The sequence below is a fragment of the Pseudomonas sp. GL_103 genome, assembly GCF_057835175.1.
Genome location: NZ_CM174420.1, coordinates 211405 through 234114 on the forward strand (window position 1 = coordinate 211405; position 22710 = coordinate 234114).

Here is a 22710-nt window from a genome sequence, read left to right on the forward strand (position 1 = left end):
CGAGCTTGCTCGCGATGGCGTCGGGACTGGCAACAAAAAAAGATCGCAGCCTTCGGCAGCTCCTACACCCACCTACTGTAGGAGCTGCCGAAGGCTGCGATCTTTTGATCTGTGTATTAGTCAGCGCGCCGCCAGACACTCGCCAACCAAGGCTGCTGCTCCCGCGGCAGCCCGGCCGGCCGGTAGTAATGCTCCAGCTCCACAAACCCCGCCTCGATCAACAAATGCTGCCAGGCCGCCAGGTCGTGGTACGACCCATAACGCGGCCCGTTCCAGCCTTCCTGATTCTCGCCACGGGGATTGGAACTGAACAACACCCCACCCGGTTTCAGCGCTCCCCACAACTGCTTCAACACCCGCGGTAATTCCTGACGCGGAACATGAAACAGCACCGCGTTGGCAAAGATCCCGTCGAAACGCTCGGCCGGCAGATCAAGCTTCAGGAAGTCCTGCTGCCACACCTCGCAACCGCTGTCCTCACGGGCCATCTGCGCGAGCTTTTCCGAACCGTCGAGACCGACTGCCTTGTGGCCCATACGGGTGAACGTCTGCAAATCCCGACCCGGCCCACAGCCAAAATCGAGAATGTCGAAAGGCGCTTCGCCCTGAATGTGCCGGAGCAGGGCATCGATGTTCTGGCTGACGTCGTGATCACGGGTGCCTTCTCGGAAACTTTCGGCCGTCGAGTTGTAGTGGCCCAGGGTCGTGGTGGTGATCTGTTCGAGGTCGTCGGGTGTTTGCTTCATGGTCGGCTGCGCAGGAAAAAGGAGATGGGTTGACTATAAGCGCTTTCGCGCTTTGAAAGATCGCAGCCTGCGGCAGCTCCTACAGAGCCTGAGTCGGACGTAAATTCTGTAGGAGCTGCCGCAGGCTGCGATCTTTTGATCTTGGCTCAGTCCTTCTTCATCCCCAAACACTCAATGGAGTGATCCACCATCGCCTTGGCAATCTCCAGCAAATGCCAGATCGAGTACACCATCGCACGGTCGGCCCCCTTGAGTTGATCGCCACACTGATACGCCGTGACCGAAGCACAGCGCAGCAGGTCGGCGACATAGAGTTGGGTGTCTTCAAAACTCACGTCTTTGCTGACGTTGTAGAAGCGCATTTCATCGGTTGGTGCGGGTTGTTTGCCGGTGAGGTAGAAATCAATGGCTCGGTAAAGCGCGGAACGATCCCTGAGTGAATCGTCGGTGACGGTTTCGTTGACGGGATTTTCGGGAGGTGGATCGGGAACGGATTTCTTCATGAATGTTGCTCCTATTGCTGCATGGGAGCCATCACTTATCGCCCACTAAACGATTGGGTGGCGGCTGTACGCAGGTTAGTAGGCCGGTCAATAGGAAAACCGGTGCACCCGAAGGTGCCCCACGCACAGCCACCATATTCTGCATGCGGCAAAATTTGCCGGACATGAGCATGGAATCGCTATGCGCCTATTGTTCCGGGCTACTAAACCCGATCACTGATGAGCAGTGACGGGCCGAGACTAGCCACCGGATTTGGCAGGCGCAAGCGAGCGAAATGATCTAGGAAACGTCCTGCAAAGGAAAGGGAACGGGCCTTCGGAATCGCTGATTTTCCTGTGCGAAATATCGCCAGGATCTTCACTTACCGCTTGTTCAACCCCCGCGCCAACCGGTCCCCACCCAGCTGAATCACCGCCACCACCGCCACCAGCAACACAATCACCGTCAACATGATCTGGCTGTCAAAGCGCTGATACCCATACCGATAGGCAATGTCCCCCAGTCCACCGGCGCCAATCGCCCCGGCCATGGCCGACGAATTGATCATGGTCACCAAGGTAATCGTGAACCCGCCCACAATCCCCGGCAGCGCCTCAGGCAACAACACATGCCAGACGATGTGCCAACGTCGGCAACCCATGGCTTGCGCCGCTTCGATCAGCCCATGATCGACCTCGCGCAAGCTGACCTCGGCAATGCGCGCAAAAAACGGCGTAGCGGCGATGGTCAACGGCACCACGGCCGCCCACACGCCGTAGGTGGTGCCGACGATCAATCGGGTGAACGGAATCAGCGCCACCATCAAAATCAGGAACGGAATAGAGCGAAACAGGTTCACGAACGCGCCCAGTGCGCGGTTCAGCGCCGGGGCTTCGTAGATGCCGCCCTTGGAACTGGTGACCAGGATCACCGCCAGCGGAATGCCCGCCAATAGTGCGATCAACGACGACACGCCGACCATCAGGAACGTGTCGATGAAACCCTGCAGCAAGCGATCAAACCACATAGCCCAGTACCTCCACCTGTTGCGCCCAATGGCCGGCGCGTTGACGCAATTGCTCGGCACCGAGAGTCGAGCCGGTCACTGCCAGCAGCAGTTGCCCGAGGGCATGGCCCTGAATCCGCTCCACGCCGCCTTGCAGCAATCGCACACGGCCTCCGAGGGCACTGAACAGTGCCGCCAGGTCCGGTTCGTCGCGTTGGCTGCCGGTGAACTGCAAGCGCAGGACCACGGCTGCGTCCGGGGAATTTGGCTGCGCCTGCAAACGGCTTTGCAGCTCTTTCGGCAATGCGTGTTGCAGCGGCGCCAGCAGTGTCTTGCTGACCTCGTGCTGCGGATTGCCGAACACTTCCCACACCGGCCCTTGCTCGACGATGCGCCCGTGTTCCAGGACAACCACGCGATCACAGATCTCACGGATCACCGCCATCTCGTGGGTGATCAGCACAATGGTCAGGCCCAGGCGTTGATTGATCTCGCGCAGCAGGCCGAGGATCGACTGCGTGGTCTCCGGGTCGAGCGCCGAGGTGGCTTCGTCGCACAGCAGAATCTCCGGGTCATGCACCAGCGCCCGGGCAATGCCCACGCGCTGTTTCTGGCCGCCGGACAACTGCGCCGGGTAAGCCTTGTGTTTGGCCTGCAAGCCCACCAGCTCCAGCAGTTCACGGACCTTCTGCTCGCGTTGCTCCTTGGGCACACCGGCGACTTTCAGCGGCAGTTCGACGTTCTGCCAAACGGTCTTGGCCGACATCAGGTTGAAGTGCTGGAAGATCATGCCGATGCGCCGACGCAACGCCACCAGGCGGTCTTCGTCGAACTCGCCGATATCCACTTGATCGATCAGCACCCGACCGCTGCTCGGCTGTTCCAGGCGATTGATGGTGCGGATCAACGACGACTTGCCGGCGCCGCTGCGACCGATGATGCCGAACACTTCGCCGCGCTGGATCGCCAGGTCGATGCCGTGCAACGCGGCCACCGGGCCTTGCTGGCCGTTGTAGGTCTTACCCAGATTGATGAAGCGCACATGAGCACGATTGAGCTCGGGGTGCAGCTCGGTTTGTTCAGCACGTTGAGGCTCTGGAAGTTCCAGTCGCCGTTGGATGGCGGCAGTCATGTTCAGCTTTCCCAACCGGCTTGATAGAGCTTGCCGTGAGCTTTATCCAGCGCGGCGCGCACAGCCGGTGAGTGCTGGTAGATGTCGACGAACTTGATCAGGCGCGGGTCGGTTTTGCTCTTGGGCTGGATCACGAACTGAATCACGTACTCCTTGTGATCAAGGCCATCGAACAGCAGCGCGGAGCCCGCGTCGAAGGTTTTCGACAAACGAATGTAGGCCGGATAGCCCTGGACCAGATCGGCGTCGTCATAAGCACGCACCAGTTGCACGGCTTCGACCTGGAGGATCTTGATGTGCTTCGGGTTGGCGATGATGTCTTCTTCGGTGGCCTTGTAGCCGACGCCGGGCTTGAGGGTGATCAGACCGGCCTTGGCCAGCAGCTGCAAGCCACGACCACTGTTGATCGGATCGTTGGCGATGGCCACGCTGGCGCCTTGCGGCAGTTCGTCGAAGCTTTTGTATTTCTTCGAGTAGAGGCCGACGTTGTTGATGATCCCCGGTGCGAATGGCACCAGGTCGAAACCTGATGCAGCCTTGGCGTTTTCCAGGAACGGGATGTGTTGGAAGTAGTTCACGTCGATGTCGCCGGCGGCGAGGCTGACGTTTGGCGCGATCCAGTCGCTGAACTCCACCAGCTCGACTTTCAGGCCTTGTTTGCCGGCTTCTTCGACCGCCGCTTCCAGCGGAATGGCGAAGGCGGCGGTGGTGCCGATTTTCAGTGGGGCATCGGCGGCGAAGGTCACCGAGCTGAACAGGCCGAGGGCCAGGGCCAGTGCTTTGACTGGGTGGGAGAGGTAGTGCTTTTTCATGATGGGTTATCCAGTCAGTGCATTAATTTTTTGGTGTCTGGTGGGGCCTCTTCGCGAGCAAGCCCGCTCCCACATTTGGAATGCATTCCCCTGTGGGAGCGGGCTTGCTCGCGAAGCTTTTAGCGGCGGTAAGTCGAACCGGTATGTTGCTCAGGCAAAAACGCCTCTTCACGAAACAGCTTTTGACGCAAGGTGCCGCTGTCGTAGGCCGTCTTGTACGAGCCCCGCCGTTGCAACTCGGGGATCACCAGTTCGATGAAATCCTCATAGCTTTCCGGCGTGACGATGCGGGTCAGGTTGAAGCCATCCAGACCGGTTTCGGCGATCCAGGATTCCAGTTCATCCGCCACTTGCTGCGGCGAACCGACCACGGTGATGTAGCGACCGCCGAGGGCGTGTTGTTCCAGCAATTTGCGTCGGGTCCAGTCGTTGTTTTGCAGGTGTTTGGTGGCGGACTGGATGGCGTTGCTTTTCACGTACTGAATCGGCTCATCGATTTCATATTGGGAAAAATCGATCCCGGTGGACGCCGAAAAGTGCGCCACGCCGGCCTCGGCACTGGCGTAGCTCAGGTATTCGGCATGCTTGGCCCAGGCCAGCTCTTCGGTGGCGCCAACGATCACGTTCAGGCCCATGAACACCTTGATGTCCTCGGGATTGCGCCCGGCTTCGACGGCGCTGGCGCGCACCTTGTCCACCTGCGCCTTGGTCGATGCCTTGGTCTGGCCGCTGATGAACACGCACTCGGCATGTCGCCCGGCGAACAGCAAACCGCGATCCGAACTGCCGGCCTGGAACAGCACCGGCGTGCGCTGCGGCGAGGGTTCACAGAGGTGATAACCCTCGACCTGATAGAACTCGCCCTTGTGCTCAACCTTGTGCACTTTGTCTGGCTGCGCGTAGATCCGTTGCTGCGGATCGTTGAGTACCGCGCCGTTTTCCCAACTGCCTTCCAGGAGTTTGTAGAGCACCTCCAAGTATTCGTCGGCCTGGTCATAACGACGGTCATGCTCGACCTGTTCGCTCAGGCCCATGGCCTTGGCGGCGCTGTCCAGGTAGCCGGTGACGATGTTCCAGCCGACCCGCCCACGGCTCAGGTGATCCAGCGTCGACAGGCGTCGGGCGAACAGATACGGCGTTTCGTAGGTGAGGTTGGCGGTCAGGCCGAAACCGAGGTTTTTCGTCACCGCCGCCATCGCGGAAACCAGTAAAAGCGGATCATTGACCGGCAACTGGATCGACTCTTTCAACGGCACGTCCACCGAGTTCTGGTAGACGTCGTAGACCCCAACGATGTCGGCGATGAACAGGCCGTCGAACAACCCGCGCTCCAGCAGCTGCGCCAGTTCGGTCCAGTATTCGATCGTGTTGTAGCGGGTGGACGTGTCGCGCGGGTGCGTCCACAAGCCGTGGTTGATGTGCCCGATGCAGTTCATGTTGAACGCGTTGAGCAGGATTTTCTTTTTTGCGGCGGTCATCAAATGGTCCCCCGCAGTGGCGGGTTTTCATCGTTGAGGTAGTAATTGCCGACGGCGTGGTATTTCCAGCGCACCGGGTCGTGCAGGGTGTGCACCCGGGCGTTGCGCCAGTGACGGTCCAGGCCGTGTTCGATCAGGGTCGCCTGGCTGCCGGCCAGTTCGAACAGTGTGCTGCCGGCGGCCAGGGAGATTTCGGTGCTGAGGGCGCGGGCTTCGGCGACGGCAATCGACGCGGCCGCGACGGTCTGTGCATGGGTGTCGGCCTGGGCCTGGTCGAGGTATTCACCGGCACGTTCCAGCAGTGCCTCGGCGGCGTGCAGGCGAATGCTCAGGTGGCCGAAGCTCTTGAGGGTCAGCGGATCGTCCGTGGCTTTTTCGTGGGTGGCGTCGATCCACGGCCGGGTTTTGGTGCGCACGAAGTGCAGCGCATCTTCATACGCGGCGCGGGCGATGCCGGTGTCGATGGCGGCATGGAGAATCTGCGCCAGCGGGCCGACCGGGGTCGGGCGCTCGAAAGCGCTCTGAAAGGGGAGGACATCTTCGGCGGCGACGTAGACATCTTCGAACACCACCGAACCGCTGCCGGTGGTGCGCTGGCCGAAGCCGCTCCAGTCGTCGATCACGCTCAGGCCTTTGCTGTTGCGCGGGACGAACGCCAGTTGCTGCACGCCGTTTTCATCCACCACCGAAGTGGGAATGCGCTGGGCGTAGATCGCGCCCGTGGCGTAGAACTTGCGACCATTGATGCGATAACCGCTGCCGTCGCGACTCAGGCTGGTGACGCGATCGTGTGCGGTTTTGGTGCCGAGTTCGGCCAACGCATTGCCGAAGCGCTGGCCGGCCAATACTTCGGCGTACAGGCGTTGCTTCTGCTCGTGGCTGCCGTTCACCCGCAGTACTTCCAGCGCATAGAAATGATTCTGCGGGATCTGCCCCAGGGAGCCGTCGGCCCGGGCAATCAAGGCGATGACCTTGGCCAGGGTGACATTGGAAACACCGGCGCCGCCGTATTCCTTTGGCACGCTGATGCCCCACAGGCCCGAGCGGGAAAACACCTCCAGTTCCGGGTGTGGCAAACGGCGCTCGCGGTCGCGCGTGGCGCTGTCGCGTTTGAAGTCTTCGGCAAGGTCGCTGGCGACGATCAGGGCTTGCTCATCGCTGGTGATGACCGCGACGTGGTGAGAACTTGTCATGTGTTTCTCCAGAGCTCTGGTAAAAAGTGTTCTGGTCGTCAGATCCAGGAATGCCGAGCCGGCAGCGTGCCGTTGAGGCGATAGGCGCCGACCGCGTGATACTTCCAGCGCACCGGGTCGTGCAGGGTGTGCACCCGGGCGTTGCGCCAGTGGCGGTCGAGGTTGAATTCGGCGAGCGTGGCGCGGCTGCCGGCCAGTTCGAGCAGCTTTTCGCTGGCCAGCAACGAAATCTCGGTGGTCAGCACTTTGGCTTCGGCCACGGCAATCGAGGCACGGGCGGCGGACTCGGCGGTGAAGGGTGCGGCGCTGACTTCATCGAGCACTTGCCCGGCCTTGCGCAGCAGCGCTTCGGCAGCGTGCAGTTCGATTTTCAGCCTGCCGATATCGGCGATCACGTACAGGTCATCGCTGGCCCGCTCGACCTTGGCGTCGATCCACGGCCGGGCACGGGTTTTCACGAAGTCGATGGCGTCGTCGATGGCGCCTCGGGCGATACCGGCGTCGATGGCCGCTTGAATCAGCTGCGAGACAGCACCCTGGATGTTCGGCGTGTCGTTGATCCGCCAGTTATCCACTACAAGTTCAGGATCGACCTGCACGTTGTTGAGCAAAATCGTGCCGCTGGCGGTGGTGCGCTGACCAAACCCGGACCAGTCATCGACGATGCGCAATCCCGGTGTGCCGCGACGGATGAACGCCAGTACTTGTTTGCCGTCATCGTTCAACGCTTTGACCGCAACCCAATGGGCGAACAGTGCACCGGTGGAATAGAACTTCTGGCCGTTGAGGACTCCGTCAGCGGTGATGCGTGCCTTCAGTTCCAGAGTGTTTTTGGTGCCGCGTTCCGGCCCGGCATTGCCGATGCGCCAGCCGTCGAGGACGCTTTTGAACAGCTGTTTTTTCTGCGCTTCGGTGGCGCTTCCGAGCACCAGGTTGAGAATGCCGAACTGGTTTTGCGGGATCTGCCCAAGCGCCGGGTCCGCCGCGGAAATGATCGCGAAAACCTCGGCCAGGGTGACGAACGAAACCTGCGGGCCACCGTACTCGCGGGGGATGGAAATGCTGCCCAGGCCGCTGCGGGTGAACTGTTCTATTTCAGACCATGGGAGCTTGCGCTGCCGGTCACGTTTGGCCGCTTGCAGGCGGGCGACCTGCGCCAGCTCGTGGGCCGCCTTGAGGGCTTGAGCGTCATTGCGCAAGACTTTTGCGGGCAACAACAGCGGGGCGATGTCCAGGTCACTCTGGACGATTGCATCTGCCAGACTGGACATCAGTGCCGCTCCTTGGCTGCACGCAATGCCCTGGCGATCTGCACTGGGGTGATTGTGTTCCGGACCATACCTACCTCACATCTTATGGAAGCGCCGCTTGTGGCCGCGCATGAAAACAAGGATGTCCGGTGGTCCGGTGTATATACCCTAAACGTGTATAAATATTTTATGAACTAACTTTTAGGAATATGCATAGAAGGGTGATTCCGCCACAGAGGCCTCTTCATCGTCTACGGGGCTCAGCAGCCTTGAGCTGTTGTTTCTTCGGGACCTTCAGATAAGTATTTGCACACCCGATCTTCAGCGTACGGGCTGGCGCCCAGCGGGAGTTGTTGCCCACCCGGTCGAGAATGCAGTACGTCACTTCCAGCCGCAGGTCTTCGCCGGCTTCGAGGATGATGGCCGGCGGTATCCAGACATGAATCGGCTGACCCACATCGGTGGACTTGAGCCGTGGCAGATCCATGCGCACATCGCCCCAGCGCAGGGTGATTTCGTCGTCCACGGCCATGTTCAGGTACGGCTCGATGGTCAAGGGAACACCGCGTTTGACTTGACTCGGATTGACCCCCTGACGGCGAATCGCCTCGGGAATGCTCACCGGTGCCAGGCACTGGTTTTCATCGCCGCACAGCGAGGAAGGTTGGCCGCCCGGGCAGTCGAGTTTGATCTGCACGTTTCGGCTGGCCGAAACCACCGGGTCTCGACCAACTTGCATGACCCGGTAGTGAATGCGCGAGGTACCGTTGGCGACAAAGCTTTCAGGCACCCGCAGCTGCACCGGTTGGCCGACATCGCTGGCCGTCAGCACGCGGGAGGCCACGTAGCAGTTGTCCCAGAACAGTTCGATCAGGTCGCCTTCGTCCATGGCGGGGTAGGGCGCTACCTCGATCAGCAGGTGAGCCGCGCAAGTGACGTTGATGCCGGTCTTGTTGGATTGCGCCAGGGTCGGAGCCACAAGCCCGGATTTGTTCGAGGTGCTTTTCATGAAGTCTCCTTGAAGTCTTGCAACGAAGTCCGTTTCTGGGAATTCAAAAACTAAATATCGAACAGCAAAACCATTCATTACTTTTAATTGAAATAATGAGTTGGGCGTGATGAGTGAGGTTGGTCGGAGACTAGATAAGAGTCAGGGGGAGCAAGTGTCAATGAGATTTATTAGTTATGGGTGAAGTGTGATGTTATTCAGAAAGTTCCTACGGCGCTAAGTAAGTAAACCATGCCGGTGCGTCGAATTTGTCCGCTGAAAGTGGCTATAAATGGGCTGCTTGGCGCGCGTGGTCGGCCAGGTGCTGCGAAAGGAGCCAGGTTGGGAGACGGGGATTAATTGTTGCGATGCATATATATGTACCGCGCGCGCGTACAAAATATGTATGTCGAATAGTTGTGGTTAGTTTGGTATTGATGAAGTATTTTTTTGCGGTGGTGTCACTTCCGTCCATGGAAGATGACCATTGTTTAGGAGGGTTGTTAGTTGTGGCTGTTGTTCAGGAACTTGCTGAGAAACTGTTTTGTCCGCTCTTCTTTCGGGTTGGCAAACAACGCCTTCGCTTCGCCTTGCTCGACGATCACACCCTTGTCGAAAAACACCACACGGTTGGCCACGTCCCGGGCAAAGCCCATTTCGTGGGTGACGATCACCATGGTTCGCTTCTCTTCGGCCAGGCCGCGGATGGTCGCCAATACCTCGCCCACCAGTTCCGGGTCGAGGGCCGAGGTTGGCTCATCGAACAGGATCACTTCCGGCTCCATCGCCAGCGCCCGGGCAATCGCCACGCGCTGTTGCTGGCCACCGGAGAGGCGACGTGGGTAAGCGTCCTCTTTGCCCGCCAGACCGACCTTGGCCAGGAGCTTTTTACCCAGGGCAACGGCATCGGCGAGCGGGATCTTCTTGACGATGATCGGGCCTTCGATAACGTTTTCCAGAGCGGTGCGATGGGGGAACAGGTTGAAGTTCTGGAACACGAAACCTACGTGCTGGCGCAAACGCCGCACCAGGCTCTGCTGCTGGTTCAGGGGGCGGCTGGTATCGACTTCGATATCGCCGACCTTGATCCGGCCGCTGGTGGGTTCTTCCAGAAAATTCAGGCAGCGCAGGAAGGTGGTCTTGCCCGAACCGCTAGGGCCGATGATCGCGACCACCTCGCCTTCCTTGACCTCAAGATCGATGCCGTTGAGCACGACTTGACCCTTGAACTGCTTTGTCAGTTTTTCCACGACAATCATTGGGTCAGGACTCCTGGTCGTGCCGATTGACCCGCGCTTCCAACTGGTTCTGCAGGTGCGAAAGCACCGTGGCCAGGACCCAGTAGATCAGTGCAGCGGCAAGATACATGGTGAAGATTTCGAAGGTGCGGGCGGTGATCAGCTGCGCCTGACGGAACAGTTCCGGCACCTGGATGGTAGCGGCCAGTGCGGTGTCCTTGACCAGCGAAATGAAGCTGTTGCCCAGCGGCGGCAATGCGGTGCGCATCGCCTGCGGCAGGATGGCCCGGCGCAGGGTCTGCGCGCGGGTCATGCCGATACTGGCAGCCGCTTCCCACTGGCCGCGCTCGATGGAGCTGATCGCGGCACGCAGGATTTCACAGGCGTAGGCGGCCATGTTCAGCGAGAAGCCGATCAGGGCCGCCGGCAGCGGATCCAGTTCCAGACCCAATTGCGGCAAGCCGTAATAGATCACGAACAGTTGCACCAGCAACGGCGTGCCGCGAAAGAACGACACGTAGATGCGGGCGATCCAGCTCACCAGTTTGAAGCGCGACAGGCGCATCAGCGCCAGACCGAAGCCCATCACCAGGCCGAAGAACATCCCGCCCAGGCTGAGGATGACCGTGTAATACGCGCCCTTGAGCAGAAAGGGCGCGGAGTCCAGTGCGAGTTGGAAAGCTTCTCCCATTATTGAGTGACGTCAGCGTTGAAGTATTTTTCCGAGAGCTTTTTCAGGGTGCCATCGGCGCGCAGCTTATCGATTGCCTTGTTCACCGCGGCCAGCAGTTCAGGCTCGCCTTTGCGCAGGGCAATGCCGGCTTCCTGACGGGAGAACGCATCACCGGCGGCGGTGGTGTCCTTGGCTTTTTTGGCGTATTCGAGCGCGGCGAGGCGGTCGATCAGAATGGCGTCGATGCGGCCGACACGCAGGTCCTGGAATTTGGTTGGATCATCTTCGTAGGTGCGGACGTCAGCGGTCGGCACATTGGCTTTCACCCACTCTTCGTAGTTGGTGCCCAGGCCTACGCCGACTTTCTTGCCAGACAGGTCGGCGGCGGACTTGATGTTCAGCTCGGCGGCCTTCTTCGTCAGCACCAGTGCCTGAATCCCGGAAACGGTGTACGGCTCGGAGAAGTCATACTTCTTCTTGCGCTCTTCGGAGATGGTCACCTGGTTGATCACTGCGTCCAGACGCTTGGATTCCAGGGCCGCAAGGATGCCGTCCCATTTGGTCGGTTGCAGCTTGACCTTCACACCCAGCTCTTTAGCCAGGGCTTCGGAGAACTCGACTTCGAAGCCGGCCAGTTTGCCGTCGGCGTCGACGAAACTGAACGGTGGGTAGGTGCCTTCCAGGCCGACGTTGATCACGCCTTTGTCCTTGATTTGTTGCAGTTGCTCACCGGCAACCGCCTGGCCAATCAGGCCGGCGCTCAGTGCCAGGCCCAGCGAACCCACCAGCAGATTGCGACGTAGTGCGGAAAAATTCATGACAAGCCCCTGTGTTTTCTTATGGAAGACGCTTTAGGAAAGTTGGCAAATTCGGGATTTGGACGACTGCGATATCCTGCCCTAAAGCAGCTTATGCGTCTCGCTGCAAATTCGCCTGCGGCGTGACTATAAGATGATGCCTTTAGATAGGAAAATAATAAATATTCTATTTGTTATTCGTTAATTGAATATGTGTTTCATAGGAAAAGATCGCAGCCTGCGGCAGCTCCTACATGGATCGGCATGCACTTGTAGGAGCTGCCGCAGGCTGCGATCTTTTGATCTTCTGAATCGCTTACAGAAAACCCTTATAGGCAAACAGCGCCGGTGCCCCGCCGGTGTGCAGGAAGATAATCGGACCCTCGTCGAAACGCTGACGGCCGATCCCGTCCAGCAAGCCCGCCATGGCCTTGCCAGTGTAGACCGGGTCCAGCAGCAAGCCTTCCTGACTCGCCAGCAGCTTCACCGCTGCCAGTGTGCCGGCGTTCGGCTCGCCATAACGCGGGGCGAAATACTCGTCCCACAACTCGACCTTGAAAGCCTCCGGCAGATTCACGCCCAGCAACTCGGCGGTGCGTTCGGCCAGGCCTTGAACCTTTGGCCGCTGATCTTCATCGCTGCGCGAAACCGTCACGCCGATTACTGGCAGATCCGGCAGCGCTTCACTCAAGGCCAGTGCCAGGCCGCTGTGGGTACCGGCACTGCCCGAGGCCAGGACCACGGCAGCGAACTTCAGGCCGGTGTCCTTGATCTGTTCGGCCAGTTCCAGCCCGGCGCGCACGTAGCCCAGGGCACCCAGTGCATTGGAACCACCGATTGGCACCAGGTACGGCTTCTTGCCGTTGCTGAGCAGTCGGTTGGCCAAGGCTTGCAATTGCTCGTCGGCGTTGTCGAGGTTTTCCACCAGTTCGACCTTGGCATCGAACAGGTCGAGCAGCAGGCGGTTGCCGTTGCCGGTGTAATTGCTGTCGTCAGTGCCGAGAGGATTTTCCAGAAGGGCTACGCAGCCCAGCCCCAACTTTGCGGCAATGGCGGCTGTCTGGCGCACGTGGTTCGATTGCAGTGCGCCCGCCGTGATCAAGGTGTCGGCGCCCTGGGCCAAGGCATCGGCGGCCAGGTATTCGAGTTTGCGCAGCTTGTTGCCGCCCATCGCCAGCGGCGTCAGGTCATCGCGCTTGACGTACAGGTCGCGGCCCAGCCAAGTTGACAGGCGTTCGAGTTTTTCCAGGGCGGTGGGCTGACCGAGCAGGTCGAGGCGGTTAAAGCGGGCGAGCTGTTGTTTGATCATGAGTCCGTACTGGCGGTTGAAGATCTCAGGACTATAGGCACGCCAAAAAGCTGGGGCAACCGTCAATCACTTATAGCTAATCGAAATTAGCACAGCACTATTGGTTCTTAATTTGCCTCGTGACCCTTGCCGTAAAGTAATCGCGGTCAGTGCGGCCAGACAGTCCGGCCGCCCGTGAGGAGTTTTTACCGTGAGTGAGCGTTCCAGCCATTGGCAATTGCAGACCATCGTCAGTCAGCTGCGCACGGCACGTGAACAGTGGCGTGCACAAAACGGCCGGGCCACCGGCGAGCAGGGCGGTCGCGAGTTGCCCTCTCGCGCAGCCATGGCGGACATTCTCGAAGCCCTGTGCGGTGCGCTGTTCCCGATGCGCCTGGGGCCGGTTGACCTGCGCGAAGAGAGTGAAGACTTCTACGTCGGCCACACCCTGGATGTGGCACTGAATGCGCTGTTGGCCCAGGCGCGACTCGAATTGCGCTACGCCGCGCGCCACAGTGCCCAGGCCGATACCGAAGTCGAAGCCAAAACCATCCAGATCATTCAGGATTTCGCCCTCGCTTTGCCTGGGTTGCGCAGCCTGCTGGACACTGACGTATTGGCCGCCTATCACGGTGACCCGGCGGCGCGCAGTGTCGATGAAGTGTTGTTGTGCTACCCGGGGATTCTGGCGGTGATTCACCATCGTCTGGCCCACCATTTGTACCGCGCGGGTCTACCGCTGCTGGCGCGGATCAGTGCGGAAATCGCTCACTCGGCCACCGGCATCGACATTCACCCCGGTGCGCAGATCGGCCGCAGTTTCTTCATCGACCACGGGACGGGGGTGGTGATTGGCGAGACGGCGATCATCGGCGAGCGCGTGCGGATCTATCAGGCGGTGACCTTGGGCGCCAAGCGCTTCCCGGCGGACGAAGACGGTCAGTTGCAGAAAGGCCAGCCACGGCATCCGATTGTCGAGGACGACGTGGTGATTTATGCCGGGGCGACGATTCTCGGGCGGATCACCATCGGCCAGGGCTCGACCATTGGCGGCAACGTCTGGCTGACCCGCAGCGTGCCGGCGGGCAGCAACCTGACCCAGGCGAATCTGCAGCATGATGATGGGGCGCAGAAGTAAGGATGTAGCAGCTGTAGGAGCTGTCGAGTGCAACGAGGCTGCGATCTTTTCCAAGCGCGCCGCGAACCAAAATCAAAAGATCGCAGCCTGCGGCAGCTCCTACAGAAAACCTCTAAATTCCGCGTAATACCTTTCCTTGGGCTAGCGTAATACCAGTACCGCCGAGCCCTGCGATTAGTCCTTAGCCCCCTATCCATGTTTAACTTGAACGTTCATTCAAGTTAAACCGGCGGTTCGCTGCCCGCTCACAACAGGAGGCTTGCCTTTGCTGAGTCCGATTTCTACAGCCACGTTTTACCCCTTCGAGGTGCACCGAACATGAGTGCATCGTCCATCCCTCCAAGCGGTCTGATCCGCATGAATCCGCCGGTGTTCTGGTTCTCGGCGAGTTTCATTCTGTTGTTTGGTGTCGTGGTCATCGCCATGCCCGAACAGGCCGGTGCCTGGTTGCTGGCGGCGCAAAACTGGGCGGCCAACACGGTCGGCTGGTATTACCTGCTGGCGATGACCCTGTATCTGGTCTTCGTGGTGGTCACCGCCTTGTCCGGCTACGGCAAGATCAAGCTCGGTGCCGACCACGACGAACCCGAATTCAGTTATTTGTCCTGGGCCGGCATGCTGTTCGCCGCCGGGATCAGCATCACCCTGTTTTTCTTCTGCGTGTCCGAGCCGCTGACCCACATGCTGCAACCGCCTCAAGGCGAGGCCGGTACGGCGGATGCGGCGCGCCAGGCGATGCAGATTCTGTTTCTGCACTGGGGCCTGCATGGCTGGGGCGTGTTCGCCTTTGTCGGCATGGCACTGGCCTACTTCGCCTACCGGCATAACCTGCCACTGGCCCTGCGTTCGGCGCTGTACCCGCTGATCGGCAAGCGCATCAATGGCCCCATCGGTTATGCGGTGGATGGCTTCGGCATCATCGCCACGGTGTTCGGCCTCGGTGCCGACATGGGCTTCGGTGTGCTGCACCTCAACTCGGGCCTGGACTACCTGTTCGGCATTGCCCACACCCAATGGATTCAGGTCGGCCTGATCACCCTGATGATGGGCGCTGCGATCATCGTTGCCGTATCCGGCGTCGACAAGGGCGTGCGGGTGATGTCCGACATCAACATGCTGCTGGCCTGTGCGCTGCTGCTGTTTGTATTGTTCGCCGGCCCCACGCAGCACTTGCTCAACACCCTGATCCAGAACCTCGGCGATTACCTCGGCGCCTTGCCGATGAAGAGTTTCGACCTCTACGCCTACGACAAACCCAGCGACTGGCTGGGCGGTTGGACGGTGTTCTACTGGGCCTGGTGGATTGCATGGTCGCCGTTCGTGGGCTTGTTCATCGCACGGATTTCCCGTGGCCGGACCATCCGCGAGTTCGTCTTCGGCGTGCTGTTGATTCCACTGGGCTTCACCTTGGCGTGGATGTCGATCTTCGGCAACAGCGCCATCGATCAAGTGCTCAACCACGGCATGAGCGCGCTTGGCATGTCGGCTATCGACAATCCGTCGATGACGCTCTACCTGCTGCTGGAAACCTACCCGTGGAGCAAAACCGTCATCGCGGTCACGGTGTTCATCAGCTTCGTGTTCTTCGTCACCTCCGCCGACTCCGGCACCGTGGTGCTCTCGACGCTGTCCGCCAAGGGCGGCAATCCTGATGAAGACGGGCCGAAATGGCTGCGGGTGTTCTGGGGCGCGATGACCGCATTGGTGACCAGTGCGCTGCTGTTTTCCGGCAGCATCGATGCATTGAAGTCGGCGGTGGTCCTGACCTCGCTGCCGTTCTCGCTGATCTTGCTGTTGATGATGTGGGGTCTGCACAAGGCGTTTTATCTGGAGTCGCAGAAGCAGATTGCGCAGATGCATTCACTGGCACCGGTGTCCGGTTCACGGCGGGGTGGCTGGCGCCAGCGCCTGAGTCAGGCGGTGCATTTCCCGTCGCGGGATGAGGTCTATCGCTTCCTTGATACGACGGTGCGCCCGGCGATTGAAGAAGTGTCTGCCGTGTTCATCGAAAAGGGTTTGCACGTAGCGACACACCCGGACCCGGCCAATGACAGCGTCAGCCTGGAAATCGGCCACGGCGACCAGCATCCGTTCGTTTATCAGGTGCAGATGCGCGGTTACTTCACGCCGTCGTTTGCCCGTGGCGGCATGGGTTCCAAGCAACTCAACAATCGCCGTTACTACCGGGCCGAAGTGCATTTGAGCGAGGGCAGTCAGGACTACGATCTGGTCGGCTACACCAAGGAACAGATCATCAACGACATCCTCGACCAGTACGAACGGCACATGCAGTTCCTGCATCTGGTGCGTTGATCAAGGCCTTCACGTCTCGGTGGTCAACGCCATGAACAACACCAGCGCCGCCACCGGGACGCCGAACACGGCGCTACCGACCACCAGTTCGGTGCTCAATGGCTGGCCGGCATGCACCATGCCGACTGCGCCATTGATCAGCGTCAGCGCCAGCCACAGCACGATAAAACTGTAGGCCACGGTCTGGCGGGTGAAGCCGATTTTCTCGCCGATGTAGAGCATCAACGCCAGGAGGATCAGGCCGAAGGTGATGATGATGGTGGTGTGCATGGTGTGTGCTTCCGCTGGATTTTTTTGCCTGACAAACCGCTATCGCGGTGTCTGTCTGAGCATAGTTAAACCAACCCGCCATTGACCCGCAAAATCTGCCCGTTGACCCACGCCGAATCCGGCCTGGCGAGGAAGGACACGACACGGGCAATGTCTTCTGGCTGACCGAGACGCTCCAGCGGCGCCATCTTCGCGAAATTCTGAATCTGCTCCTCACTCTTGCCGTGCAAAAACAACTCAGTCGCCACCGGCCCGGGAGCCACCGCATTGACGGTGATGTTGCGCCCGCGCATCTCTTTGGCGAACACCTGGGTCAGGGATTCCACTGCCGCTTTGCTGGCGATGTACACCGCGTAGCCCGGCAGGTTCATGCCGACGGTACTGCTGGAGAAGTTGATGATCCGGCCACCGCTGTTCAGGCGGGTCGCCGCTTCACGCAGGGTATTGAAGGTACCGCGAGCGTGGATGTTGAAGGTCTGGTCGAACAGTTCGTCGCTGTGTTGCGCCAGCGGCAGGACCTTGAGGATGCCGGCGTTGTTCACCAAAACATCGACCTTGCCGAACTGGGTTTCAACCTCGTCGAACATCCGGCGCACGTCGTCGGTATTGGCCACATCGGCCTTGATCGCTATGGCCTGGTGGCCGGCCTGACGCAGCTCCACCACCCGTTTCGAGGCTTCGGTGGCGCTGCTGGCGTAGTTGATGGCAACGGCGAAACCTTCGCTGGCCAGTTGTTTGGCGATGACCGCGCCGATGCCGCGGGAGGCGCCGGTCACGATGGCGACTTTCGGAGTTTGATGAGTCATGTTGATGTTCCTGTTGATGGGGTGTGAAGCCAATTTCACATGTTTACTCAGGCCGATAAATGCACGAGAGTTGCCTTGACTGTTCAATAATCGCCAACAATCGAGCGCCTGGAGTGAGCTGTGGACCAAGTCAAAGCGATGAAGGTTTTTGTGCGGATCTACGAGCGCAGCAGCTTCACGTTGGCGGCCGATGACCTGAACCTGCCACGTGCGACGCTGACCCACACCTTGAATCAGTTCGAGGCCTGGCTGGGTACGCGTTTGTTGGAGCGCAGCACGCGTAAAGTGCGTCCGACGCTGGATGGCGAGGCGTACTACCTGCGTTGCGTGCAACTGCTGGCAGAGCTGGAAGAAGCGCAATTGGCGTTTCGCGGTGTGGCGCCGAAGGGGCGGCTGCGGGTGGACTTACACGGGACATTGGCCAAGCACTTCGTGATCCCGGCGTTGCCGCAATTCATGGCGCGTTACCCCGACATCGAACTGTCCATCAGCGAGGCTGACCGCCAGGTCGACCTGATCACCGAAGGTATCGATTGTGTGTTGCGGGCGGGAACATTGGGCGACTCCACGCTGATCGGCAAACGTGTCGCCAACCTGCGTCAGATCACCTGCGCCAGCCCCGCCTATTTGCGCAAGTACGGTGAACCGAAGAGCCTCGCCGACCTGAGCCGGCACCGTGCGGTGAACTACGTTTCGCGCACGACGGCCAGGTTGTTCCCGTTTGAATTCATGGTGGACGGTGAACTCAAGGAAGTGGCCATCGACGGTGCGGTCTCGGTGTTCGGCGCAGAAATCTACGCCGCCTCGGCGATTGCCGGACTGGGCCTGATCCAGTGCCCGCACTACCGGATGCAAACGCAGATTTCCCAAGGTTTGGTGCAGGAAGTCCTCGTCGACACGCCACCGCCATCGATGCCGGTTTCGGTGCTGTACCCGCACAACCGACACATGTCGCCCAGGGTCCGGGTGTTTGTGGACTGGTTGGGGGAGGTGTTTGCGGGGGCACGGTAGCTTGTCAGTGGGGAAATATATGAAACGTTTCAGCTCGGTTGGGGGCATGTGGCCCGGCCCTTACGGACAAGGTGGCTCGCGCAAGTACGTGCTGGCCAACATTGCCCAGGTGCGGGCACTCAACGAAATCGCCAAGCGTCGTGGTCAGAGCCTGGCGCAACTGGCACTGGCCTGGACCCTGCGCGATCCTCGGGTCACTTCGGCATTGATTGGCGCGAGCCGGCCGGAGCAGATCATCGAGAATGTCGAGGCGTTGAAGAACCTGAGCTTCAGTGCGCAGGAACTGGCGGAGATTGACCGGTTTGCCCAGGAGGGTGGGGTCAATCTTTGGGAGAAGCCTTCTACTGCGGAATAGGTGATCGGCACTGGATTTCTGGTGCCTGTTCCGGCCTCATCGCGGGCAAGCCCGCTCCCACAGGTTTGGCGGTGTTCACAGGATTTGTGTACGCCACGGACACTGTGGGAGCGAGCTTGCTCGCGATGGGGCCATCAATGTCAGTACAAAAAATGGCTGTTCAGCGAAAGAAAGGCACATCCCCCAACACCGTCGCCCGCTGCATCACCCGCCGCGCCGGGCGGTAATCATCAACCGCGTAATGCTGGGTCACGCGGTTGTCCCAGAACGCAATGTCGTCCTGCTGCCAGCGCCAGCGAATGGTGAACTCAGGCCGCGTTGAATGGGCGAACAGGAACTTCAGAATCGCCTCGCTCTCGGTTTCCGACAGCTCGTTGATCTTCGAAGTGAAACCTTCGTTGACGAACAGCGAGCTGCGCCCGCTGACCGGGTGCGTGCGGATCACCGGGTGCGACAGCGGCGGATTCTTGCGTCGTGCTTCTTCCCACTGGGTCAGTGCTTCGGGCGTGTTGCCGTAGCGTTCCAGCGGAAACGAACGGGTGAAGTCATGGGTGGCGGTCAGACCTTCGAGCAAGGTTTTCAGCGGCGTCGACAGGGCTTCGTACGCGGCAATCCCGCTGGCCCACAACGTGTCGCCACCAAACTCCGGCAGCAGCTTGGCACTGAGCACCGCGCCCATGGCCGGGGTCGGCAGGAAGGTGACGTCGGTGTGCCAGATCGCGTTATCGCGCACGTCGGTGACGGCGGTGTCGAGGATCAGCACTTCGGGTTGTTCCGGCACATTCGGGTAGATCGGGTGAATGTGCAGGTCGCCGAAATTCGCGGCGAATCGCGCCTGTTGCTGTGGCGTGATCGGCTGGTTGCGGAAGAACAGGACCTGATACTTGAGCAGGGCTTGTTCGATGGCATCGCGCTGCTCCGGGTTCAGCGGCTGGCTGATGTCGATGCCACTGATCTGTGCGCCGAGGGCGGAGCTTAAGGGGACGATGGTCAACTGGCTCATGGTGATTCTCTTGAAATCCTGGGTGTTGATTACTGTGGGCAATTACTCAGTGGGCCTGGCCATGCCACGGCACCAGTTTGCGTTGCAGGGCACGCAGGCCCAGCTCCATCGCGAAGGCGATCAGTGCAATCACCAGAATCCCCAGTACCACCACATCGGTGACCAGAAACTGCGCGGCCGATTGCACCATGAAGCCCAGACCGCTGGTGGCGGCGATCAATTCAGCGGCGACCAGCGTCGACCAACCCACGCCGAGGCCAATGCGCACACCGGTCAGAATGTCCGGCAAGGCACTCGGCAAGATGACGTGGCGAATCAACTGCACGCGCGTTGCGCCCAGCGACTGCGCGGCACGCAATTTGGCCGGGTCCACCGTGCGCACTCCGGTGGCGGTGGCGATGGCAATCGGGGCGAAGATCGCCAGGTAGATCAGCAGCACTTTCGACAATTCACCGATGCCGCACCAGATCACGATCAGTGGCAGATAAGCCAACGGCGGAATCGGCCGGTAGAACTCGATCAGCGGATCGAGTACACCACGGGCGATACGGTTGGCGCCGATGGCGATTCCCACCGGCACGGCGGTGAGAATCGCAAAACCGAGGCCCAGGCCGATGCGGCTCAGACTCGCGCCCAGGTGCTGCCAAAGGGTTGAATCCATATAACCCGAGGTCGCCAGCAGCCAGCCTTTTTGCAGCACGGCGGAAGGTGGCGGCAGAAACAGCGGCTCGATCGAGCCGGTCGCCGTCACGGCCCACCAAATAGCAACGAGAGCGACCAGCGTCAGCACACTGATCCAGCGAGTGCTCAAACGGCGACTCGCCGGAATCACGGCTGAGCCTGGCGCTATCGTTGCGACGGGAATTTCGTAGCTGCTCATGCGCGCTCCTGCCGCTGGGCGGCGCTGCGTTGGGAGAACACTTTGGCGAGTACGTGTTCGCGGGTTTCGATAAAACGCGGGTCGGACTTGATCGAGCGAGCCGACTCACCGGCGGCATAACGCTGACCGAAATCGAGGCTCAGGCGCTCGACGATTTGCCCCGGGTTGGGCGCCAACAGAATCAGGTCGGTGGCGAGGAACACGGCTTCTTCGATGTCGTGGGTAATCAGGAACACCGGTTTGGCGGTGCGTTGCCAGACTTGCAGCAACAGCTCCTGCATCTGCTCGCGGGTGAAGGCGTCGAGGGCACCGAAAGGTTCGTCCATCAGCAACACGCGCGGGTCGGCGGCGAGGGCGCGGGCCAGGCCGACACGCTGCTTCTGGCCGCCCGAAAGCTGCCAGATGCGGCGCTGTTCAAAACCGGAAAGGTCGACCAGGGCGAGCATTTCCCGGGCGCGAGCTTCGCGTTTGTCCCGGGCGATACCGGCCAGCTCCAGACCGAACCCGACGTTGGCCAGCACGTCTTGCCACGGCAGCAGTGCGTCGTCCTGGAACACCACGCCACGCTCGGCACTCGGGCCTTTGACGGGCACGCCGTCGAGGGTGATGCGCCCGGCGCTGGGTTCGACGAAACCGGCAATCAGGTTCAACAGCGAAGTCTTGCCACTGCCGGACGGGCCGAGGGCGACCAGCAATTGCCGGGGCCCCAGGCTCAGGGAGATATCCGCCAACACCGGTTCCGGGTTGCCGGGGTACTGTGCGCTGATGCGCTCCAGCTGTAGCAAGGCCATCGCATTGACTCCCGATCAGTTGGTGATGAACTTGGCGCTGACGTACGGCGCGTAGTCCGGCAGTACCGCCTCGACCTTGCCTTGTTCCTTGAGGAACGCCGCGGTGTCGGTGATGGCTTTGGTGGTTGGCGCGCCGAGGGTGAGCACCTGGTCAGCCGCCAGCGGGTAGACGTTGCCTTGCAGCAGCAGCGGAATGTCGCCGGCCTTGGCGCCAGACAGTTTTACAAGCTTGTCGACGTTGCCTTGGTTGGCCAGCCAGGCTTGCGGGTCTTTGCGGTAATCGGCGTAGGCGTCCAGGGTCACTTTGGCGAACGCGGTGACGATTTCCGGGTGCTTCTCGGCGAAATCCTTGCGCACGATCCAGGCGTCGAAGGTCGGGGCGCCGAACTTGGCCAGCTCGCCAGAGGTGATCAGTACCTTGCCGTTTTCCTTGGCGACACCGAGGGCCGGATCCCACACGTACGTGGCGTCGATGTCACCGCGTTTCCAGGCGGCAATGATCGCGGGCGGAGCGAGGTTGAGGACGGTCACTTTCGATGGATCGATGTTCCAGTGCTTCAGCGCGGCGAGCAGGCTGTAGTGGCCGGTGGATACAAACGGCACGGCGATTTTCTTGCCGATCAGGTCTTGCGGGGTCTTGATCCCGGAACCGTCGCGGGCGACCAGGGCTTCGGCGGCGCCGATCTGGGTGGCGATGAGGAAGGTTTCCACTGGCACTTTACGGGTGATGGCAGCGGTCAGGGGACTGGAGCCGAGGTAGCCGATCTGCACGTCACCAGAGGCGATGGCGGCGATGATATCGGCACCGTTGTCGAATTTGCGCCAGCTGATATCGGCCTTGGTGGCCTTTTCGTAAGCGCCGTCAGCCTGGGCGACTTTCGCCGGGTCAACAGTAGTCTGGTAGGCGACGGTGAAGTCGGCTGCCTGGGCAAAAAAACTCGCTGTCGCCAAGGAAGCGGCCGCCAGCAAGCGAAGAGGGAAAGTCAGTTTCATCAGAAAGCTCCTTGTCAGGCGACCGAGTGTCGGCGTGAGAAAGAGACTAAATGATCTAAGAATTCG

The 22710-nt window shown here is 60.3% G+C and carries 22 protein-coding genes and 1 pseudogene; 4 read left to right on the forward strand and 19 right to left on the reverse strand.

From position 1 onward, the window contains the following. Positions 1-116: 116 nt before the first annotated feature. The 13 genes from AC3IP0_RS00970 to AC3IP0_RS01030 all read right to left on the reverse strand — a co-directional run bounded on the left by AC3IP0_RS00970 (position 117) and on the right by AC3IP0_RS01030 (position 13105). Positions 117-746 carry a class I SAM-dependent methyltransferase gene (locus AC3IP0_RS00970; RefSeq protein WP_489317902.1) on the reverse strand — a complete coding sequence of 210 codons (630 nt, stop codon included), beginning with the start codon at positions 744-746 and terminating at the stop codon, positions 117-119. A gap of 146 nt (positions 747-892) precedes the next feature. Further along, a complete protein-coding gene (locus AC3IP0_RS00975) occupies positions 893-1249 on the reverse strand; it encodes a DUF6124 family protein (RefSeq protein ID WP_489326464.1) in 357 nt (118 codons plus the stop codon). Positions 1250-1611: 362 nt separating this feature from the next. Continuing rightward, positions 1612-2256, reverse strand: coding sequence for a methionine ABC transporter permease (locus AC3IP0_RS00980; protein WP_046040756.1), 645 nt, complete (start codon positions 2254-2256; stop codon positions 1612-1614). Continuing rightward, positions 2246-3367 (reverse strand): methionine ABC transporter ATP-binding protein, encoded by a 1122-nt coding sequence (locus AC3IP0_RS00985; protein ID WP_489326465.1) that lies wholly within the window; start codon positions 3365-3367, stop codon positions 2246-2248. The genes AC3IP0_RS00980 and AC3IP0_RS00985 overlap by 11 nt, the downstream gene beginning before the upstream one ends. Positions 3368-3369: 2 nt before the next feature. Next, positions 3370-4179 carry a MetQ/NlpA family ABC transporter substrate-binding protein gene (locus AC3IP0_RS00990; protein WP_223462707.1) on the reverse strand — a complete coding sequence of 270 codons (810 nt, stop codon included), beginning with the start codon at positions 4177-4179 and terminating at the stop codon, positions 3370-3372. A 119-nt stretch (positions 4180-4298) separates the two neighbouring features. After that, a complete protein-coding gene (locus tag AC3IP0_RS00995) occupies positions 4299-5657 on the reverse strand; it encodes an LLM class flavin-dependent oxidoreductase (protein WP_489326466.1) in 1359 nt (452 codons plus the stop codon). Then, the gene (locus AC3IP0_RS01000) at positions 5657-6850 is read right to left on the reverse strand and encodes an SfnB family sulfur acquisition oxidoreductase (protein WP_489326468.1); all 1194 of its coding nucleotides are present in this window, start codon (positions 6848-6850) and stop codon (positions 5657-5659) included. The genes AC3IP0_RS00995 and AC3IP0_RS01000 overlap by 1 nt, the downstream gene beginning before the upstream one ends. A 38-nt stretch (positions 6851-6888) precedes the next feature. Beyond that, entirely contained in the window at positions 6889-8121 is a 1233-nt protein-coding gene (locus AC3IP0_RS01005; protein ID WP_489317909.1) for an SfnB family sulfur acquisition oxidoreductase, read from the reverse strand. Between the two features lie 223 nt (positions 8122-8344). Then, complete coding sequence (locus tag AC3IP0_RS01010; protein ID WP_489317910.1) at positions 8345-9109, reverse strand: hypothetical protein; 765 nt, start codon at positions 9107-9109, stop codon at positions 8345-8347. A gap of 482 nt (positions 9110-9591) precedes the next feature. Next, a complete protein-coding gene (gene tcyN, locus AC3IP0_RS01015; protein ID WP_489317911.1) occupies positions 9592-10347 on the reverse strand; it encodes an L-cystine ABC transporter ATP-binding protein TcyN in 756 nt (251 codons plus the stop codon). Positions 10348-10351: 4 nt separating this feature from the next. Then, complete coding sequence (gene tcyL, locus AC3IP0_RS01020) at positions 10352-11017, reverse strand: cystine ABC transporter permease (RefSeq protein WP_046040764.1); 666 nt, start codon at positions 11015-11017, stop codon at positions 10352-10354. Beyond that, complete coding sequence (gene tcyJ / locus AC3IP0_RS01025) at positions 11017-11817, reverse strand: cystine ABC transporter substrate-binding protein (protein ID WP_489317912.1); 801 nt, start codon at positions 11815-11817, stop codon at positions 11017-11019. The genes tcyL and tcyJ overlap by 1 nt, the downstream gene beginning before the upstream one ends. Positions 11818-12112: 295 nt before the next feature. Then, positions 12113-13105: a D-cysteine desulfhydrase gene (locus tag AC3IP0_RS01030; RefSeq protein WP_489326470.1), complete on the reverse strand. Its 993-nt coding sequence runs from the start codon at positions 13103-13105 to the stop codon at positions 12113-12115. A gap of 190 nt (positions 13106-13295) precedes the next feature. Between AC3IP0_RS01030 and epsC the strand changes: the two genes are divergently transcribed. Continuing rightward, positions 13296-14222, forward strand: coding sequence for a serine O-acetyltransferase EpsC (gene epsC, locus AC3IP0_RS01035; RefSeq protein WP_489317914.1), 927 nt, complete (start codon positions 13296-13298; stop codon positions 14220-14222). 357 nt (positions 14223-14579) lie between these two features. After that, positions 14580-16535, forward strand: a complete 1956-nt coding sequence (gene betT / locus AC3IP0_RS01040) for a choline transporter BetT (RefSeq protein WP_223532864.1) — start codon at positions 14580-14582, stop codon at positions 16533-16535. Between the two features lie 9 nt (positions 16536-16544). Here the strand turns inward: betT and AC3IP0_RS01045 are convergent, their stop codons facing one another. Both AC3IP0_RS01045 and AC3IP0_RS01050 read right to left on the reverse strand, forming a co-directional pair. Further along, positions 16545-16805 (reverse strand): hypothetical protein, encoded by a 261-nt coding sequence (locus AC3IP0_RS01045; RefSeq protein ID WP_489317915.1) that lies wholly within the window; start codon positions 16803-16805, stop codon positions 16545-16547. Between the two features lie 65 nt (positions 16806-16870). Beyond that, positions 16871-17611 (reverse strand): SDR family oxidoreductase, encoded by a 741-nt coding sequence (locus AC3IP0_RS01050; RefSeq protein ID WP_489317916.1) that lies wholly within the window; start codon positions 17609-17611, stop codon positions 16871-16873. Positions 17612-17731: 120 nt separating this feature from the next. On the opposite strand from AC3IP0_RS01050, the gene AC3IP0_RS01055 reads away from it, so the two are divergent. Both AC3IP0_RS01055 and AC3IP0_RS01060 read left to right on the forward strand, forming a co-directional pair. Then, positions 17732-18622, forward strand: a complete 891-nt coding sequence (locus tag AC3IP0_RS01055) for a LysR family transcriptional regulator (protein ID WP_489317917.1) — start codon at positions 17732-17734, stop codon at positions 18620-18622. A gap of 94 nt (positions 18623-18716) precedes the next feature. After that, positions 18717-18977: pseudogene (locus AC3IP0_RS01060) on the forward strand (aldo/keto reductase); the annotation flags it as partial. A gap of 160 nt (positions 18978-19137) precedes the next feature. On the opposite strand, the gene tauD reads toward AC3IP0_RS01060, so the two are convergent. From tauD to tauA, 4 genes are read right to left on the reverse strand one after another with little or no spacing between them, the layout of a single operon-like run. After that, complete coding sequence (gene tauD, locus AC3IP0_RS01065; protein ID WP_489317918.1) at positions 19138-19980, reverse strand: taurine dioxygenase; 843 nt, start codon at positions 19978-19980, stop codon at positions 19138-19140. A 46-nt stretch (positions 19981-20026) separates the two neighbouring features. Beyond that, positions 20027-20860: a taurine ABC transporter permease TauC gene (tauC, locus tag AC3IP0_RS01070; RefSeq protein ID WP_489317919.1), complete on the reverse strand. Its 834-nt coding sequence runs from the start codon at positions 20858-20860 to the stop codon at positions 20027-20029. After that, positions 20857-21651 (reverse strand): taurine ABC transporter ATP-binding subunit, encoded by a 795-nt coding sequence (tauB, locus tag AC3IP0_RS01075; RefSeq protein ID WP_102700220.1) that lies wholly within the window; start codon positions 21649-21651, stop codon positions 20857-20859. The genes tauC and tauB overlap by 4 nt, the downstream gene beginning before the upstream one ends. Before the next feature lie 15 nt (positions 21652-21666). Continuing rightward, positions 21667-22644, reverse strand: a complete 978-nt coding sequence (gene tauA / locus AC3IP0_RS01080) for a taurine ABC transporter substrate-binding protein (protein WP_489326471.1) — start codon at positions 22642-22644, stop codon at positions 21667-21669. Positions 22645-22710: the final 66 nt, after the last annotated feature.

Excerpts from the sequence above, each read along its gene's own strand:
- AC3IP0_RS00980 (WP_046040756.1), bottom strand. The coding sequence starts at position 2,256 with ATGTGGTTTGATCGCTTGCTGCAGGGTTTCATCGACACGTTCCTGATG.
- AC3IP0_RS00995 (WP_489326466.1), bottom strand. The coding sequence starts at position 5,657 with ATGACCGCCGCAAAAAAGAAAATCCTGCTCAACGCGTTCAACATGAAC.
- tauB (WP_102700220.1), bottom strand. The coding sequence starts at position 21,651 with ATGGCCTTGCTACAGCTGGAGCGCATCAGCGCACAGTACCCCGGCAAC.
- AC3IP0_RS01010 (WP_489317910.1), bottom strand. The coding sequence starts at position 9,109 with ATGAAAAGCACCTCGAACAAATCCGGGCTTGTGGCTCCGACCCTGGCG.
- tcyL (WP_046040764.1), bottom strand. The coding sequence starts at position 11,017 with ATGGGAGAAGCTTTCCAACTCGCACTGGACTCCGCGCCCTTTCTGCTC.
- AC3IP0_RS01050 (WP_489317916.1), bottom strand. The coding sequence starts at position 17,611 with ATGACTCATCAAACTCCGAAAGTCGCCATCGTGACCGGCGCCTCCCGC.
- AC3IP0_RS00985 (WP_489326465.1), bottom strand. The coding sequence starts at position 3,367 with ATGACTGCCGCCATCCAACGGCGACTGGAACTTCCAGAGCCTCAACGT.
- AC3IP0_RS00990 (WP_223462707.1), bottom strand. The coding sequence starts at position 4,179 with ATGAAAAAGCACTACCTCTCCCACCCAGTCAAAGCACTGGCCCTGGCC.
- tauA (WP_489326471.1), bottom strand. The coding sequence starts at position 22,644 with ATGAAACTGACTTTCCCTCTTCGCTTGCTGGCGGCCGCTTCCTTGGCG.
- betT (WP_223532864.1), top strand. The coding sequence starts at position 14,580 with ATGAATCCGCCGGTGTTCTGGTTCTCGGCGAGTTTCATTCTGTTGTTT.
- tcyJ (WP_489317912.1), bottom strand. The coding sequence starts at position 11,817 with ATGAATTTTTCCGCACTACGTCGCAATCTGCTGGTGGGTTCGCTGGGC.
- tauC (WP_489317919.1), bottom strand. The coding sequence starts at position 20,860 with ATGAGCAGCTACGAAATTCCCGTCGCAACGATAGCGCCAGGCTCAGCC.
- AC3IP0_RS01000 (WP_489326468.1), bottom strand. The coding sequence starts at position 6,850 with ATGACAAGTTCTCACCACGTCGCGGTCATCACCAGCGATGAGCAAGCC.
- AC3IP0_RS01045 (WP_489317915.1), bottom strand. The coding sequence starts at position 16,805 with ATGCACACCACCATCATCATCACCTTCGGCCTGATCCTCCTGGCGTTG.
- AC3IP0_RS01030 (WP_489326470.1), bottom strand. The coding sequence starts at position 13,105 with ATGATCAAACAACAGCTCGCCCGCTTTAACCGCCTCGACCTGCTCGGT.
- AC3IP0_RS00975 (WP_489326464.1), bottom strand. The coding sequence starts at position 1,249 with ATGAAGAAATCCGTTCCCGATCCACCTCCCGAAAATCCCGTCAACGAA.
- tcyN (WP_489317911.1), bottom strand. The coding sequence starts at position 10,347 with ATGATTGTCGTGGAAAAACTGACAAAGCAGTTCAAGGGTCAAGTCGTG.
- AC3IP0_RS01005 (WP_489317909.1), bottom strand. The coding sequence starts at position 8,121 with ATGTCCAGTCTGGCAGATGCAATCGTCCAGAGTGACCTGGACATCGCC.
- AC3IP0_RS00970 (WP_489317902.1), bottom strand. The coding sequence starts at position 746 with ATGAAGCAAACACCCGACGACCTCGAACAGATCACCACCACGACCCTG.
- tauD (WP_489317918.1), bottom strand. The coding sequence starts at position 19,980 with ATGAGCCAGTTGACCATCGTCCCCTTAAGCTCCGCCCTCGGCGCACAG.